This window comes from Colwellia maritima (assembly GCF_022669015.1).
In the GTDB taxonomy this organism is placed as follows: Bacteria; Pseudomonadota; Gammaproteobacteria; order Enterobacterales; family Alteromonadaceae; genus Colwellia; species Colwellia maritima.
Window position 1 is genome coordinate 254,874 of sequence record NZ_JAKKSL010000004.1, and the last position, 14,547, is coordinate 269,420.

A 14,547-nucleotide genomic window follows, 5' to 3' on the forward strand; every position below is an offset into this window, starting at 1 on the left:
TAAATATCGTGATACACTCAAGCCAAACATTAAGCTAAACCCATGATAAAAATAACACTCTGCACGTGATAGATATTTGTGAGTTTAGTATACACCCCACATTAGAGAGAAATAGTTAACATGAGAACTATCTTAATCATTATAGTGATTGCCTTGGTCGTCTTCTTCTTTATGAGAAATTCAGGAAATAAAAAAGCCGCAATAGAAAATATTGCTGCAGGTAAAAGCTTTTTAGAAGAAAATAAAAAGATAGAAAATGTTGTTGAAACGGCTTCTGGTTTGCAATATCAAGTTTTGAATCATGGTGACGGCACGGAACACCCAAACGCGAGCTCGAAAGTGAAAGTGCATTATCATGGTTCTTTATTAGACGGTACTGTTTTTGATAGCTCGGTCGAACGAGGTGACCCTATTAGTTTTGGTTTAAATCAAGTGATATCAGGGTGGACTGAAGGCGTTCAGCTAATGGTTGTTGGGGATAAATTCAAATTCTTCATTCCTTCAACGCTAGGCTACGGAAATAGGGCAGCAGGAAAAATAAAACCAGGGGCTTTGCTTATTTTTGAAGTTGAATTATTAGAAATTCATTAGGTGTCTGTTGATGTTAAAAATGGGGTAGTGCTTGTGTCGATTGATCAGACAAGTGATGTGCTTTTTTAGAGGAATACCTGGCAAAATTACGGAAGATTCATCAAAAAAATAAGGATGGAGCACTACTATGCGTAGTGCCTAATATAGTAACTTTATTTTTGAAACTTATAGTACTTGAAACTTATAGTACTTGAAACATATAGTACTGCTGTGCTGAATTTTAGTGTATTGGTTTGTGGTTCAACTCAATCTATTTATTAGCATAAATAGGTAAGTTATTATTAACCAATATAAGTCACTATAAATTTAAGCTCTTTTAAATAGGGTATTAGGTTGTTCGGTAGGTTGGTTGAGTAAAAATCGATTGTTTGAATCGATATTAATGTCGTGGATAGACATTCTTTGACAATACTTTTTTATCACCTGTACATCTTCATTGCTAAATTGTTTTAAATCTTTTTGCATCATGCCATCAATGTACGCATTACTTCCATTTAATTTGATATTAGCGATCGCGCTATACGGTTCTCCATAATTCTCTACTCGCAAAGCTCTGACCATTTTTACTTCGAAAATCCAATTATCTATTTGAATATGTTGATTAATAATGTTGTGCATGGGCTTCTCTTTACTGTTATTAAGACAAGGTCAAGGGTGACTTCTTCTATTCCAATTATCGTCTAGTGTTTTTAAATGTTGTGTAAACAAAATAAAAACAAAGTTGGGTAAAAAACCGACTGCAAAGTTGGGAGGCAGCCGGCAAAAAAATAGGGGGACCCTTTTTTAAATTTCTATAGGCTTACAACTAAATTTTTCGTTTAGCAACATTAATAGGTTGCTCTTTAGTTGCCGCTAAATAGTTATTGAATTCTTCTTCATCAATCATTTTATCTTGATTAGCATCAATTTTAACAAATTCATCTTGAAGGAATTGACTGTGCTCCACTGATACTTCAGCTTCACTTAACATAGCGTCATTGTCGGTATCAAGTGCTTCTAATAGAGCTTGGGAAAGTCTGTTGTTTGCTAACATCAACTGCTTCTGCAGCTTCAAGTTGAGCGTTATCCATTGTTTTGCTTACTTTATCATCAGCATTAACGAAGCTAGAAGCAAAGGCAACAGAAACTACCATTGCAGAGACTTTAAATAAACTAACATTTTTCATTTGAGATCCTTTATTTGTTACTCTCGTTGAGCGAGAAATAACTTAATAGACTTGGTATTATTAATACATAACAAAGTGGATGAATTTGGCTTACGTTAATTTGATATAGATTCAACGTTAGACCATTTAACTTTATCATGTGCCCGATTATGATATAGCATGCATTGTGCCAAAGTTTTAACTCATTGTTTTTTATGTGTATTATTTTATTTTTGGACCTATTGGAAGACTATGACTGTCTCCAATTGGCAACAGGTAATTAGGTTAGATAAATAATTAAGGCGTTAAAATGTAATGTTTTAAAATAAAGCTATATAAATCAAATGGTAATATGGTGGTATTTTGATTGTTGCCTTGTCTCTAATTAGAGACATCATTGTGTTTACCATAAAAATGCCTTAAAAAGGCGTTGAATTAATTAAAAGGGGTAGCTCGACGTGCTTTGGCTAAATAAATTGCAGGTAAAGTTTGGAAATACACTAAATAAAGTAAAACCATTATCCATAAAAAAACTGACTTTTTTGGGGTTCACACTTGTCGCGTTGCCTTTAGTTTTGGGTTTACTGTATAGCGCAAACCAAGTAAATCAACTATCCAAGCAAGGGGCTAGCGCTATTTTTTCTGTAGCCGAATTAATTAATACAAATCAAAAAATTAATAACACCTTAAAAAAAATGGAACGGTACGCTAGCCAATATTTTGTGTTGCAAGAAATTGAATTAATTGATAAATATTTTGTTGAACAGCGAGCGCTATTGGAAAGTACGGAGGAGTTATCTCAATATAATGATACTCAAATAAAACAATTAACAGCTCAATTTTCTGAGGCAATTCATCAGGTGCATCAAGATATTGTCAAACCAGAAACTGCGTTGCCGACTACGGATAACCAGGTGACGAGTACCTCATTAGAAGGTTTGCAAAAAGAATTCAAACAGTTAATAAATATTAGTGAGCAACTTAATACACGTAGTAACGAATTAATTAACCAACAAGCGCAAGCAATTAAAAATTCGACAGCTCAAGTAAGTCATACGCTGTTAAAAAGTTTATTTATCATTCCTATTTCTTTATTTATAGCCGGTTTTTTTATTATTTTAATTACAAAGCCATTGAAACAACTTACTTTGAAAATTCAGCAATTACAACAAGGTAATTTTCAGCAAGATTATGATTTAAAAGAAGAACCTAGTCTTGGCTTTATTGAAATTAAAGAAATCAATGATGCGTTAAATCGTATGATTGGTCGACTACATGCTTTAGAGTTACAAAAGTCGAGTTTTATTAGGCATATTTCCCATGAATTAAAAACACCATTAGCAGCGATCAGAGAAGGCACTGAACTAATGTACGACAACAGTGTTGGCTCGCTTAATAGTGATCAACAAGAAGTCACGAAAATCATTCGTAATAGTACAACGCGTTTACAACGATTGATTGAGGAATTACTTAATTTTAATATCGTTTTAGACTCAACGAGTTTACAAGACAAAGAAACCATTAATTTTCCAGAGATTGTTGAGCAAGTATTGAGTGAAAGAACATTAGATATTAAACGTAAAGGTTTAACGATAGCCAAGAAATTTCCTAATGTAACAATAGAAAGTAATGCTAAACAGCTCAATGTAATTATCGATAATTTGTTGTCTAATGCCATTAAATATTCTCCAGAGTATGGTGTGATTACCTTGACGGGGGAGGTGGGTGAAAATCAGTTAGTATTCTCGGTTACCGATGAAGGCACTGGTATTAAAATGGATCAACAAGACAAAGTTTTTGATGCTTTCTATCAAGGTACGCCTGCAAAAGATTATAACATTAAAAGTAGTGGGCTTGGTTTAACGATTGTTAAAGAGTTACTAATGCGACTTAATGGTAATATTACGTTGGCTAGCAGAACTAAAAAACCCAGTGGAACAACAATGAAGATTTGTTTAAAAAGCATGGTCAATGGAGAACAAAAATGAGTTTAATGCTCAAAAAATTCAATAGAATATGTCGTGTTAATTTTGCTCATACTGTCTTAATTATCAGTGCGAGTTTATGCCTTGGTGCCTGTCAAAATACGACCAATTCACCGAGCAAAGTCGTTGCGTTAAATACTGTTAATTTTGGTCAATATTACTTAGCACTGAAAAATTTATCAGACACTGAGCTAGAAACTGAAATTAAACAACAACGGTTAAAAAAAGAGGAAGGTAGTATTGAGGCAGAGATTAACTTAATACTATTGCATAGTTTACCTAATTCACCTACGCATAATGTTTATAGCGCCAAATCACAGCTAAATGAGCAACTTAAACTACATAAAAATTACTATTTAAGTTCGGATGATCAGGCTTTTATTCGGTTGCTAAAAGATCAGTTGAACCAAAGAATTGTATCTATTTCAGCAAGTGATTAATCAACAACTCGAACATGATGAGCAAATGTCAAAGAATCGAATTAATGAGAAGAAACTGCTTAATAAAATTGCCGCATTGGAAATAACCGTTGCACAGTTAACTGACAAAATAATTCAGCTTAAAAACATTGAACAAACTATCAGCGAACACGGACAATAAAATAATGAAATTATCAACGCCATCGGCCAAGACAATCACTCCTCAGAGTGTCATTCAAGAAACATTAGAGCAAGATAAAATTCTCATTGTGGATGATGACCCGAGCTTATTAAGATTATTGGGTATTCGTTTATCAGCTGCAGGTTATGTTGTTGAATCGGCAGCCAATGCAAAAATTGCCCTTGGTATGTTGAAAAGCTTTCATCCACAGTTGGTGATTAGCGATTTACGCATGGAAGGAATGGATGGCATGGCATTATTTGAACAAATCCGCCAACAGTCGCCTAATTTACCCGTGATTATTATGACTGCCCATGGCACTATTCCTGATGCAATTAATGCGACTAAACAAGGTGTTTTTAGCTTTTTAACCAAACCCTTTGAAAGTCAGCAATTACTCGAAACAGTAGAAAAAGCTATTCAATTACAACCTTTAGGTGCCAAGAGTAAGAATAAACAAGATTTATGGCGAACTAAAATAATAAGCCGTAGTGCCATTATGGAATCGCTTTTGCAGCAAACTAAGCAAGTAGCCGTTAGCGATTTTAGCTTATTAATTCATAGTGAAAGTGGTACAGGTAAAGAGTTGTTAGCTAAGGCAATTCATCAAGCCGCCCATAGGGCAGACAAGCCCTTTACGGCAATTAACTGTGCGGCCATCCCTGAACAATTACTTGAATCAGAACTCTTTGGTCATATCAAAGGTGCATTTACCGGCGCTGAGAAAAATCATCAAGGGTTATTTCAAGCGAGTGATGGTGGCACATTATTTTTGGATGAAGTTGGCGATATGCCAATGAGTTTTCAAGTTAAGTTATTAAGAGCATTACAAGAAAAAGAAGTGCGTCCTGTTGGTAGTACACAAGCTGTGAAAGTTGATGTCAGAATTATTTCTGCCACACATAAGAACTTGCAAGAGGCAATAAAAGAAAAAACCTTCAGAGAAGATCTTTACTACCGATTAAATGTTGTCGAACTTGAATTACCACCACTGGCGCAACGCCGTGAAGATATTCCGTTACTTGCACAGCATTTTCTTAACCATAGTAATCATCAATCAAGCTTAGACATAAATGGTTTTTCACAAGAAGCGATGGAAATTCTTATTGCTGCACCTTGGCCAGGAAATATCAGACAATTACAAAACGTGGTTGAACAAAGTGTTGCTTTGTCTCGAGAAAATATTATTGTCGCTAGTTTAGTTAAAAATGCCCTGCGTGATGAAAGCAGCTCATTGCCCTCATTTCAACAAGCTAAAGATGAATTTGAGCGAGATTATTTAGCTAAACTATTGAAACTTACCGCGGGTAACGTATCGCAAGCGGCAAGAATAGCGCAACGTAATCGTACTGAATTTTATAAATTATTAAATCGTCATCATTTAACGGCTGAGGCGTTTCGCGAAGAAGATTAATCATCATTCGCTAGGATCTTATTTGTACAAAATGAATACAGATTTTGCCTTTTACTTGCCAAGAACAACATACCCCTTGAGGTACAAAAAGTGCTTCACCAAACGTTTATTGTATGCGTTTTTCCTTGGTCATCAACACAAACAAGACTACCTTGTTTTAGCAAAATAAACTCATTATAAGGAAACCTGATCACACCAGTTTCAAAATTTTGACCTTGCCATACCCCGGTAAATTTTTTGTTGTGGCTCTCGTATTGCACTTTTTTATGAAAACCATCCGATGTTTTTTGCCAAGGCATTTTATGTTGTTCATCAATAAAAATAATGTGCTTTTTTGTAGAAACGTCAGGCAGGATGTCTGCATTTTGTTGGTAAATAACTAAAAACTTTTGCAAGTTCCCTTGTAAATACTTTTGCCAGTCATAGCCCTGGGGGATCACAAAACTATCATCCGCCTTAACGGTTTCAATTGTGCCTATTTGTTGATTTTCAAATTTGGCGTCACCTTTAATTAAATAAATAAAGGCATTAAAGCTATGGGACACTACGGCTTCTATCATTGTTATGTCAGATCCTACGCCAACGTATATCCCTAGTTTTTCATCTTGATAGTACCCTGATGCACATTGGGATGACTTAGTTAATTTCACTACTTTATTTTCTTGCATAATAAGTCGTCCACTCATGGTTAAAAAGTTATTGTAATTCAATTGATTATAGTGATTTTTTATATTAAATAATAGAAAGACATCCAAAGAGTTTACTGTTAATATCTGCTATCAATAGATTGCTATTTTACTTACGATCTATATTTTAAGAACTGGCGCTTTACACTAATCAAGCGTGATGATCTATTTTAGCTATTTGTATCTATCAAGTAGCACTGAGAAACTCAATGAATAAACTTTTCTTTTTTATCTTTTGCCTATCAAGGCGCTTACTCCTTTCTCAAATGCCAGTTAGCGATAATAATATATGACCTTACTTAAACAATATCATTTAGACAATGACTCCTCTACGTTTGAACCGCTTTTTGAATTAATATCCAAAGATATTATAAATAAGGGTTACAGTATTTGTCCTTATGCTTTACCGGAAAACCTAAGCGCTTCAATATTAGCGCATATTACGGCAATGCCTGAGAGTAATTTTAAACGAGCCGGCGTAGGTAGAGCGAAAGATCATAATATAAATGATTTTATTCGTACTGATGAAATCTGCCGGATCACGGGTAATAGTGAAGCAGGTAATGCTTGGTTAACATGGGCAAAGTCACTGCAAGCTTTTTTAAATCGACGCTTATTTCTTGGCTTGTTTTCTTTTGAAAGCCATTTTGCTCATTACGCTAAAGGTGATTTTTATAAGAAACATAAAGATGCTTTTACGGGGGAAGGGAACCGCGTGTTGTCGGTTGTTGTGTACCTTAATCAAAATTGGTCTGCTGCTGATGGTGGTGAATTAGTCATATACGATAATAAATTACCTTTCTCACCCGTTGTTGATAATAAAAAAGTGACAGTAATACCGGGTTTTGGCACCATCGTTGTGTTTTTAAGTGAAGAGTTTGTGCATGAAGTACTACCGGCAGAAACGTGATCGGTATTCTATTGCAGGGTGGTTCCGTTTAAATAACAGTATTGCAAATAATATTGATCCTCCACGTTAGGCGAAGTTATTCCATATATGCTATTAAACTCGGTAGTCAGCTAGTTAATGCTGTTATTTCATTAATTTTGTTATTTAACCTGAGCCGAGGTTATTTAATTAAGTTTAGTATTTCTTTAAACTCAGTGTTTCTACAGTCTTTAACCAGTTCATATAGGCACATTTCCACTCCCGTGGTCTCAACTCCTTTATTAACTAATTTATTGATAGCCAAATTTTTATTCTCAAGGGTTCGTGAAGCTATACAATCACAAACAAGCTGAATATTTATGCCCGACTGGTGCAAATGTAAAGCTGTTTGATAAACACAAATATGGGCTTCAATACCACAAATAAGCCAATTATCTACTTCTACAGCATTAACTTTAGCCATGAATTGAGGTTCGTCCCCAAAGATTAAAAGTAAATTTAGTGATTGGCGTTTGAGGTGCTAATAACGTGCTTAGTTCAGGCACTGTGGCGCCAAGCTTATCTGGATTTTGCTCAAGAAAGATAATGGGCAATCCAAGTACCTTTGCACCACTAATGAGTTTTTCACAATTTGATATTACGGTTTCACTATCTTGAACTAACCGTGCAAGCTTACCTTGTATGTCAATAACAATAAGCCCTGTATTTTCCTGTTTAAGCATAAGTGATCCTTAATGATTGTTGAACCCTGCATATTGAACTTATTTAAGTAATGTAGCAGATAAATGGTTAATTAAAAATGTCTAATCTTTTGGTATAATACAATTCTTATCATAACGAATTGAATGGTTACTATGTTAGAAAAATTAAGCACATTAAACGAGGTTTATCATTATTTAGACAGCTTGTTTGAGAAAAATGTTGATAGTGATACTTTATTTGCAAGTGGTTATCTTCGAGGATTTATTTCATTAGCAGCGAGTGACAAAGCAGATGAACAAGAAGTTATAACAACACCCCTTATTGAACTGATTTCCCAAAAATTGATTGCTGCGAAAACAGAATTGAGTCCGCAAGATAATGTCATAGTGCAAAACTTTTGGATTGCTTTACAGCAAAAGATGTAAAGCATTGCTGATAAGTTAAGTGGTACTACCAGTTAAAATGTGGCACACTCGATGCTCTTATTTCATTAAATAGGGTAAATTTTATGAGCAGTTCCAGTGTAATTTATAAGGTTGAACAATGTATTGCTTATGTCTCGTTAAATCGACCTGATAAGCACAACGGCCTTGATAAGCAATTGATTGTTGGTTTAGTACAAGCAGCAAAAAACATTAAAAAAGATAGATCAATACGTTGTGTTATTTTACAAGGTGAAGGACCCTCATTTTGTGCAGGGTTAGATTTTAGTTATGTAGCTAAAAATCCGAGTATGATTGCGCAGTTTTTTTTAAAGCTGCCATGGCGTAAGGACAATATGTTTCAGCGTGTCGCGCATGTTTGGCGAGATTTGCCTGTGCCCGTAATTGCGGTAGTTCATGGCAACTGTTTTGGTGCGGGCATGCAAATAATTTTAGGGTGTGATTACCGTATTGCTATGCCCGACGCAAATTTATCGATTCTAGAAATGAAATGGGGTTTGATTCCAGACATGAGTGGCATGGCAACGTTGTCTAGATTAACACGCGTTGATATAGCGCAAGAACTTACCATGACGGGGCGCTTTTTTTCTGGCATTGAAGCATTGGAATATGGTTTAGTCTCTAAAGTGAGTGAAACGCCTTTAATTCAAGCACAGGCATTAGCCACCAAAATATGTCAACAAAGCCCTGATGCGATATCGGCAGCGAAATATCTATTTAAGAAAACCTGGAAAAAAGATACTCGTGCTGCCTTGTTTTGGGAACGCATTACCCAGTTGCGTTTGCTAGGGAGAAAAAATCAACGAATAGCGATGCAAAATGGTTTAGCTAGAAATAAGCAACCAAAACCATTTGTTGATCGTAGCAGTTTTTAACGAATAATTTACTCCCTACGTGAATTGATTTAGTAAACTATATTTCTAGTGAGGAAGTTGTTCTATTTTGCAATAATGACAGATTAAAATGCCAATGGTTGTTGGTTTTGGTATGATATCGTCATCGTAAAATAAGGGTTAATAATAAGAATGCCATCTATAAGTCGTAGTGCACTCGTTATGTACAGTGTTGAGCAAATGTTTCAGTTAATAAATGACGTACTTGCCTATCCTCTTTTTTTACCTGATTGCAGTAACAGTAAAATTATTACTGAGGATGACCATTCAGTAACAGCAGCATTACTTGTGTCTAAAGCGGGATTAAAAAAATGGTTTACAACAAAGAACACACTTATTTCTAATGAACAAGTGCAATTAGAACTAGTTGATGGACCATTTAATAAGTTATATGGACGGTTATTAACCCCTTTGTCAGAAGAAGCCTGTAAAGTGAGTTTAGAACTTGAATATGAATTTTCAAATAAAATGTTTGATATCGCTTTTGGGCGAGTATTTAATCATTTAACCAACAACATGGTTCAAGCTTTTACACAACGAGCCAAAGAGGTTTATGGAGTGCCAGTTTAGATGGAAGCACAACCTAATCGTAAAACTATTCAAATTGAGGTGGTTTATGGGCTTGCTCATAAACAAAAGTTGTTATCTTTATCTGTTGATGAGGGAATAACAGTCGAACAAGCGATTATTGAATCTGGCATGTTGACACTGTTTCCTGACATTGATTTAAGTAAAAATAAAGTAGGTATTTGGAATAAGGCCGTTAAGTTGTCTACAGTGGTAGAAGATCTTGATAGAGTTGAAATTTATCGGCCTTTAATTGCTGACCCTAAAGAAGTTAGGAAGCGTCGTGCTGAAAAAGCTAAACTTGAAGGACGTGCGGATAAAACAACGGGTGGTCGAGTTAACCCATTAGCTAAAAAAGATTAATACCGAGTCTAAAAAGTAAGCCCGGCCAAATCTTTGGGCTTTTTTATTAACGGCAGTTTTTCAACGCTTAAAGGCGTTAACGATAAGTGTATAACAAAAACGAAAGGTAAAATTACGCTTATTTAAAGTAACTTACTTTAAAGAACCTACGTCGTAAAGAAAATAATGCCATGATACACAGTAGCCCTGTAGAGCTAACACTAGCTCCTTTGCGTTCTACTTTTTCTTCTTCTTCCTCTGCGCTACAGACTTCACTATCATCAGGGGTCGGCTCTAGACTGATTGCTCTGACAACATCTTCAGTAAGCGGCTCACCATTATTGTCTAACATAACGTTACCTTGTGCATCACGTCGATTTGCTTTTATAACCGCCGTTGCTGATATCACGCCAAGATCGTTAATACCACGTGCTTCTATAATATCGTAGGTCAAACGTATTGAACAAGGAATTGTTTCGTTGAGGTTGGTAAAAATATCGTTATTCATATCGTAAACAAAGGCAGCCGTTCTACGAGGGTTGCTAGTGCTTTCATTATGGGTTTCAATTTCCCCTTCACCTACAATGATATTACTATTATTAATGGCGTGTGCTGAACTGTCTGAGCCGGCAAAGAAACCATCAGGGGTAACCATATTAATTTGCTCGCTTGGTGCATTAGTATCTGTATAAAAAAATTGTTGCACGAGCTTTCCTGATACTGTTTTCTCTATATAACCCACAGCTATGCCTGCATCGTTGATATCATAGGCGATAGAGCTACCTTTATCAGCATGGTCGCCAGTTAGATCTATTACGTCGCCGTTTTTATAAACGACAGCAAATTTGTAGTTTTCTAACGAACCCAGAGCATTATAGTAAACCCTTCTTTCATCTTCCTCAGGCTCAGTGACCGTTTCATCGTAAAAACCATCAGCATAACCGACAGCAACACCATTATTATTAATCGCTAACGCATAACTTGAATAGGTCCGTTCGTCATCTTCGTGAGGCGTTACCAATAAACCCAATTGTTCAACTACCGGAGTACCATTAGGGTTTAATGTCGCTTTAAGTGCCATGGTATGGTATGGCGTAATACCAGAGCTCAATTGTACATTGGCTATACAAGCAGCTAAGGTCATTGTTGCAGGCACTATATCAGGATCAGCACAACCATTTGATTCATTCTCAATAAAGTCGCTGTAAGTTTGGTTGAGTTTGTAGCTGCTAAAACCAACAGCGATACCTGCATCGTTCACATCCATTATGGAAGAGGTTCCACCGCCATATCCAGTTTCAAAAGGGGGGATTTGATAGATTTGTGTACCTTGGTCATAAGAATAAAAACCTCTTAAACCATGCTCTCTAAGCCAAAAAATGTGTTCAATATCATTAGTATCAGTAAAGGTTTCACTTGGTAAATAAGGGGCAGTGGCCGTACCATAATACATACCATCATTTGTAATACCGCTAATGATGTCAATGGTTGATCGTGTTAATGTATCAGTTCCTTCAAAGGTGGTATCCCATAGAGTAAAGTCTTGGGTAATACTACCGATGTTTGTCATAGCAACAGTATCACCCACTTTTTGATACTCTATATTAATTCCTTTGCCAGTACTGGTATTTTGCAACCATTTAATAACCCAAGCTAAATCATTAGCGGTTGGATTACCCGCTTTTAAGGCATCAGGATCTTCAATGTTGTCTAGTTCATGTACAATTTGGTAGTTATTAGCCGCGAATATTTGAATAGAAACAAAATCATCATCATCAAGATACTGAAATTGAACAGGAAAATTATAATTACTCGTACCTGAAATGGCCATGTCACCACTTTCATTCTGATGTTGAGCATAAGTATACTTTTGATTAGTTGTTTCGCCTTTATCTACCAGTTGATAAGTAGCGGCATTAACACTACTGACAGTACTGATACTTAAAGCGCTGCTAATGCTTAGGGCGATAATATTTTTGACTATTTTGCTCATTCTACTACTTAACTCTTTATTAATTGTTAGGATAAATTTTAGGTTGCTGCAATTACATTTCGTCTAATTCTTGCCATCTTGTGTAGGCAATGTCGAGTTTTGACTCATTTTCACTAAGTCCGGTTCAATATATTTTTTGTATGCTGTTCATCTTGGCTAAAAAAATCGCTTTGATTAACTTGTTCTTGTAATTCTGCAATGTTAGTTTCTAAATGATCTATTATCTTGGGTAATTCTTCTAGCTCTTTACTTTCTTTAAACGACAGTTTTTTCTTCGCTGTTATTGCTGCTTCTTTTTTAGCCGTCGATACAGATTTTTGTGGTATTTCTTTTGGCTTACTTGCAGATAACTGTTGTTGGCGTTGTTCTTCTTTTAACGCTAAATAATCATCAACATCATCATAACCACCCACAATTTGATTAATGTGACCAGTGCCATCAAAATAAAGGCACGTGTTAACACAGTTATTAACAAAATCACGATCATGGCTGACTAAAATAACGGTTCCTGCATAATTTGCAACAACTTCTTCTAATAACTCTAAGGTTTCAATGTCCAAATCATTGGTTGGCTCATCGAGAATCAGTAAATTACTTGGACGTAAAAATAGCCTAGCAAGCAACAAACGATTTTTTTCACCACCTGATAAAGCTCGAACAGGGGTACGCGCACGTTTAGGGCTGAAGAGAAAATCTTGTAAGTAACCCAGTACATGACGAGGTTTACCATTAACCACAACTTCTTGTTTTCCTTCACCTACAATTTCTTGTACGGTTTTGTTTATATCGAGTGCTTCTCTATGTTGGTCAAAGTATGCAATTTCTAAGTTCACACCCGAACGCATTTTACCGCTAGTCGCTTTTAACTTTTCCATTATTAGCTTAATCAGCGTAGATTTACCCGTACCATTGGCCCCAATTAATGCCGCCTATCATTGCGGGTGATCAGTAAGTTAAGTTTGTTAATCACTACTTTTTCGTCAAACGCCACCGTGACATCTTCAGCTTCAAACACTAATTTTCCTGAGCGGTCTCCTTGGCTAATATTCATGGTGCTTTGGTTACGAACTTCGCGGCGTGCTTTACGCTCTAAACGCAGTTTTTCTAATGATCTCACACGTCCTTCGTTACGGGTACGACGAGCTTTAATTCCTTGACGAATCCACACTTCTTCTTCAGCTAGGCGTTTATCAAATAGTGCATTTTGCTGCTCTTCTACTTGTAAGTCATGCTGTTTTTGTTCGATGTATAAATCGTAATCACCGGGGTAACTTTTTAGTTGGCCGCGATCAAGATCTAATATACGGGTTGATAAACCGCGAATAAAAGCTCTGTCATGGCTAATAAAAATAATAGTGCCGCCGAAGTCTTTTAAGAATTTTTCAAGCCACAACACACTTTCAATATCTAAATGGTTTGTTGGTTCATCAAGTAATAATATGTCAGGGTTAGTTACTAGTGCTTTTGCTAAAGCTAATTTGCGTAGCCAACCACCAGATAAATCGCAAATTTTAGCATCAGGATTTAGCGATAAAGTGCTCATTGCTTGTTCAATGCGTTGTTCGTCTTGCCATGCTCCTGCTTGTTCAAGTTCATCTTGAACTTTGGCTAATTTGTTGAGATTTTTTTCACTAGGATCTTCACCAATTATATGAATCAACGCATGATATCTGCTGAGTAAGTCAGCATTTTCACTTACGCCTTGGGCTACATAATCAAATACGCTAAGGTCAGATGATTCTGGTGGATCTTGCTCTAACATGGCCAATTGCATGGTGCTAGATTTTAATATTTGGCCATCATCTAAGTTTTGTAACCCCATTAATACTTTCATTAATGTTGATTTGCCAAGACCATTGCGACCCACTAAACAAATACGTTCGCCAGTTTGCACGCTTAAATTTGCTTTATCTAAAATTTTCTCTTCACCAAAAGCGAGTTCGCCATTAGCTATTCTTAATAATTCCATTCGTTTTTAAACTCTTATGCGTTAACTCTGATTAAGTTAACTAGGTATATGTTAATTGTCACAGTGTTAACTGGGTAAGTTGCTCTAAGGTAAACGGCCAAAATAATTTTTGGTTCAAAGTAGGGTCTTCAGGGTGTAATTTTTCTATTACCGGAATATGTACACCATAAAGCTCAACTAACGTTTGGCTTTCATGGCTGACCCTTTCCTGATCAACAATATCTATTTGGTTCAGTTGATTTTCAGATAATACTAAAGAGCATATTGCTAATGCTTGCTCACATAAATGGCAACCTTCGCTGCCATAGAGATTATACATTATCATGGT

Annotated in this window: 17 protein-coding genes and 2 pseudogenes; 10 read left to right on the forward strand and 9 right to left on the reverse strand. The window is 35.9% G+C overall.

The genetic code is table 11. From position 1 onward, the window contains the following. Positions 1-120: 120 nt before the first annotated feature. Positions 121-591, forward strand: coding sequence for an FKBP-type peptidyl-prolyl cis-trans isomerase (locus L3081_RS19795; protein WP_242287963.1), 471 nt, complete (start codon positions 121-123; stop codon positions 589-591). A gap of 306 nt (positions 592-897) precedes the next feature. Here the strand turns inward: L3081_RS19795 and L3081_RS19800 are convergent, their stop codons facing one another. The 3 genes from L3081_RS19800 to L3081_RS19810 all read right to left on the reverse strand — a co-directional run bounded on the left by L3081_RS19800 (position 898) and on the right by L3081_RS19810 (position 1,757). Next, entirely contained in the window at positions 898-1,209 is a 312-nt protein-coding gene (locus L3081_RS19800; RefSeq protein ID WP_242287965.1) for a hypothetical protein, read from the reverse strand. 187 nt (positions 1,210-1,396) lie between these two features. Continuing rightward, positions 1,397-1,624, reverse strand: a complete 228-nt coding sequence (locus tag L3081_RS19805) for an EF-hand domain-containing protein (protein WP_242287967.1) — start codon at positions 1,622-1,624, stop codon at positions 1,397-1,399. Continuing rightward, complete coding sequence (locus tag L3081_RS19810; protein ID WP_242287969.1) at positions 1,578-1,757, reverse strand: hypothetical protein; 180 nt, start codon at positions 1,755-1,757, stop codon at positions 1,578-1,580. The genes L3081_RS19805 and L3081_RS19810 overlap by 47 nt, the downstream gene beginning before the upstream one ends. Before the next feature lie 521 nt (positions 1,758-2,278). On the opposite strand from L3081_RS19810, the gene L3081_RS19815 reads away from it, so the two are divergent. Genes L3081_RS19815 through L3081_RS19825 form a run of 4 tightly spaced genes read left to right on the forward strand, consistent with a single transcriptional unit; the run spans position 2,279 to position 5,735 of the window. Beyond that, positions 2,279-3,724, forward strand: a complete 1,446-nt coding sequence (locus L3081_RS19815) for a sensor histidine kinase (protein WP_242287971.1) — start codon at positions 2,279-2,281, stop codon at positions 3,722-3,724. Further along, positions 3,721-4,161, forward strand: coding sequence for a hypothetical protein (locus tag L3081_RS19820; protein ID WP_242287973.1), 441 nt, complete (start codon positions 3,721-3,723; stop codon positions 4,159-4,161). Before L3081_RS19815 ends, L3081_RS19820 begins: the two co-directional genes overlap by 4 nt. Before the next feature lie 25 nt (positions 4,162-4,186). Next, entirely contained in the window at positions 4,187-4,321 is a 135-nt protein-coding gene (locus L3081_RS27370; RefSeq protein WP_274620668.1) for a hypothetical protein, read from the forward strand. A 4-nt stretch (positions 4,322-4,325) separates the two neighbouring features. After that, positions 4,326-5,735, forward strand: a complete 1,410-nt coding sequence (locus L3081_RS19825; RefSeq protein WP_242287975.1) for a sigma 54-interacting transcriptional regulator — start codon at positions 4,326-4,328, stop codon at positions 5,733-5,735. Between the two features lie 95 nt (positions 5,736-5,830). Here the strand turns inward: L3081_RS19825 and L3081_RS19830 are convergent, their stop codons facing one another. Next, positions 5,831-6,421, reverse strand: coding sequence for a hypothetical protein (locus L3081_RS19830; protein WP_242287977.1), 591 nt, complete (start codon positions 6,419-6,421; stop codon positions 5,831-5,833). Positions 6,422-6,710: 289 nt separating this feature from the next. Between L3081_RS19830 and L3081_RS19835 the strand changes: the two are divergent. After that, positions 6,711-7,401, forward strand: a pseudogene (locus L3081_RS19835) (2OG-Fe(II) oxygenase). A gap of 90 nt (positions 7,402-7,491) precedes the next feature. Here L3081_RS19835 and L3081_RS28600 read toward each other — a convergent pair. Both L3081_RS28600 and L3081_RS28605 read right to left on the reverse strand, forming a co-directional pair. Continuing rightward, positions 7,492-7,773, reverse strand: a complete 282-nt coding sequence (locus L3081_RS28600; RefSeq protein ID WP_338027425.1) for an isochorismatase family protein — start codon at positions 7,771-7,773, stop codon at positions 7,492-7,494. Beyond that, positions 7,766-8,032 (reverse strand): isochorismatase family protein, encoded by a 267-nt coding sequence (locus L3081_RS28605; protein WP_338027426.1) that lies wholly within the window; start codon positions 8,030-8,032, stop codon positions 7,766-7,768. Before L3081_RS28605 ends, L3081_RS28600 begins: the two co-directional genes overlap by 8 nt. A 132-nt stretch (positions 8,033-8,164) precedes the next feature. Between L3081_RS28605 and L3081_RS19845 the strand changes: the two genes are divergently transcribed. The 4 genes from L3081_RS19845 to L3081_RS19860 all read left to right on the forward strand — a co-directional run bounded on the left by L3081_RS19845 (position 8,165) and on the right by L3081_RS19860 (position 10,278). Next, positions 8,165-8,437 carry a YfcL family protein gene (locus L3081_RS19845; RefSeq protein WP_242287979.1) on the forward strand — a complete coding sequence of 91 codons (273 nt, stop codon included), beginning with the start codon at positions 8,165-8,167 and terminating at the stop codon, positions 8,435-8,437. 83 nt (positions 8,438-8,520) lie between these two features. Then, a complete protein-coding gene (locus tag L3081_RS19850; protein WP_242287981.1) occupies positions 8,521-9,330 on the forward strand; it encodes a crotonase/enoyl-CoA hydratase family protein in 810 nt (269 codons plus the stop codon). Positions 9,331-9,480: 150 nt separating this feature from the next. Continuing rightward, positions 9,481-9,918: an SRPBCC family protein gene (locus L3081_RS19855; RefSeq protein WP_242287983.1), complete on the forward strand. Its 438-nt coding sequence runs from the start codon at positions 9,481-9,483 to the stop codon at positions 9,916-9,918. Then, the gene (locus L3081_RS19860) at positions 9,919-10,278 is read left to right on the forward strand and encodes an RnfH family protein (RefSeq protein WP_242287985.1); all 360 of its coding nucleotides are present in this window, start codon (positions 9,919-9,921) and stop codon (positions 10,276-10,278) included. Positions 10,279-10,396: 118 nt separating this feature from the next. On the opposite strand, the gene L3081_RS19865 is transcribed toward L3081_RS19860, so the two are convergent. The 3 genes and pseudogenes from L3081_RS19865 to L3081_RS19875 all read right to left on the reverse strand — a co-directional run bounded on the left by L3081_RS19865 (position 10,397) and on the right by L3081_RS19875 (position 14,544). Then, positions 10,397-12,250 (reverse strand): DUF3466 family protein, encoded by a 1,854-nt coding sequence (locus L3081_RS19865; RefSeq protein ID WP_242287986.1) that lies wholly within the window; start codon positions 12,248-12,250, stop codon positions 10,397-10,399. Positions 12,251-12,302: 52 nt separating this feature from the next. Beyond that, positions 12,303-14,219, reverse strand: a pseudogene (gene uup / locus L3081_RS19870) (ATP-binding cassette ATPase Uup). A gap of 58 nt (positions 14,220-14,277) precedes the next feature. Continuing rightward, positions 14,278-14,544 (reverse strand): glutaredoxin family protein, encoded by a 267-nt coding sequence (locus L3081_RS19875; RefSeq protein ID WP_242287988.1) that lies wholly within the window; start codon positions 14,542-14,544, stop codon positions 14,278-14,280. Positions 14,545-14,547: the final 3 nt, after the last annotated feature.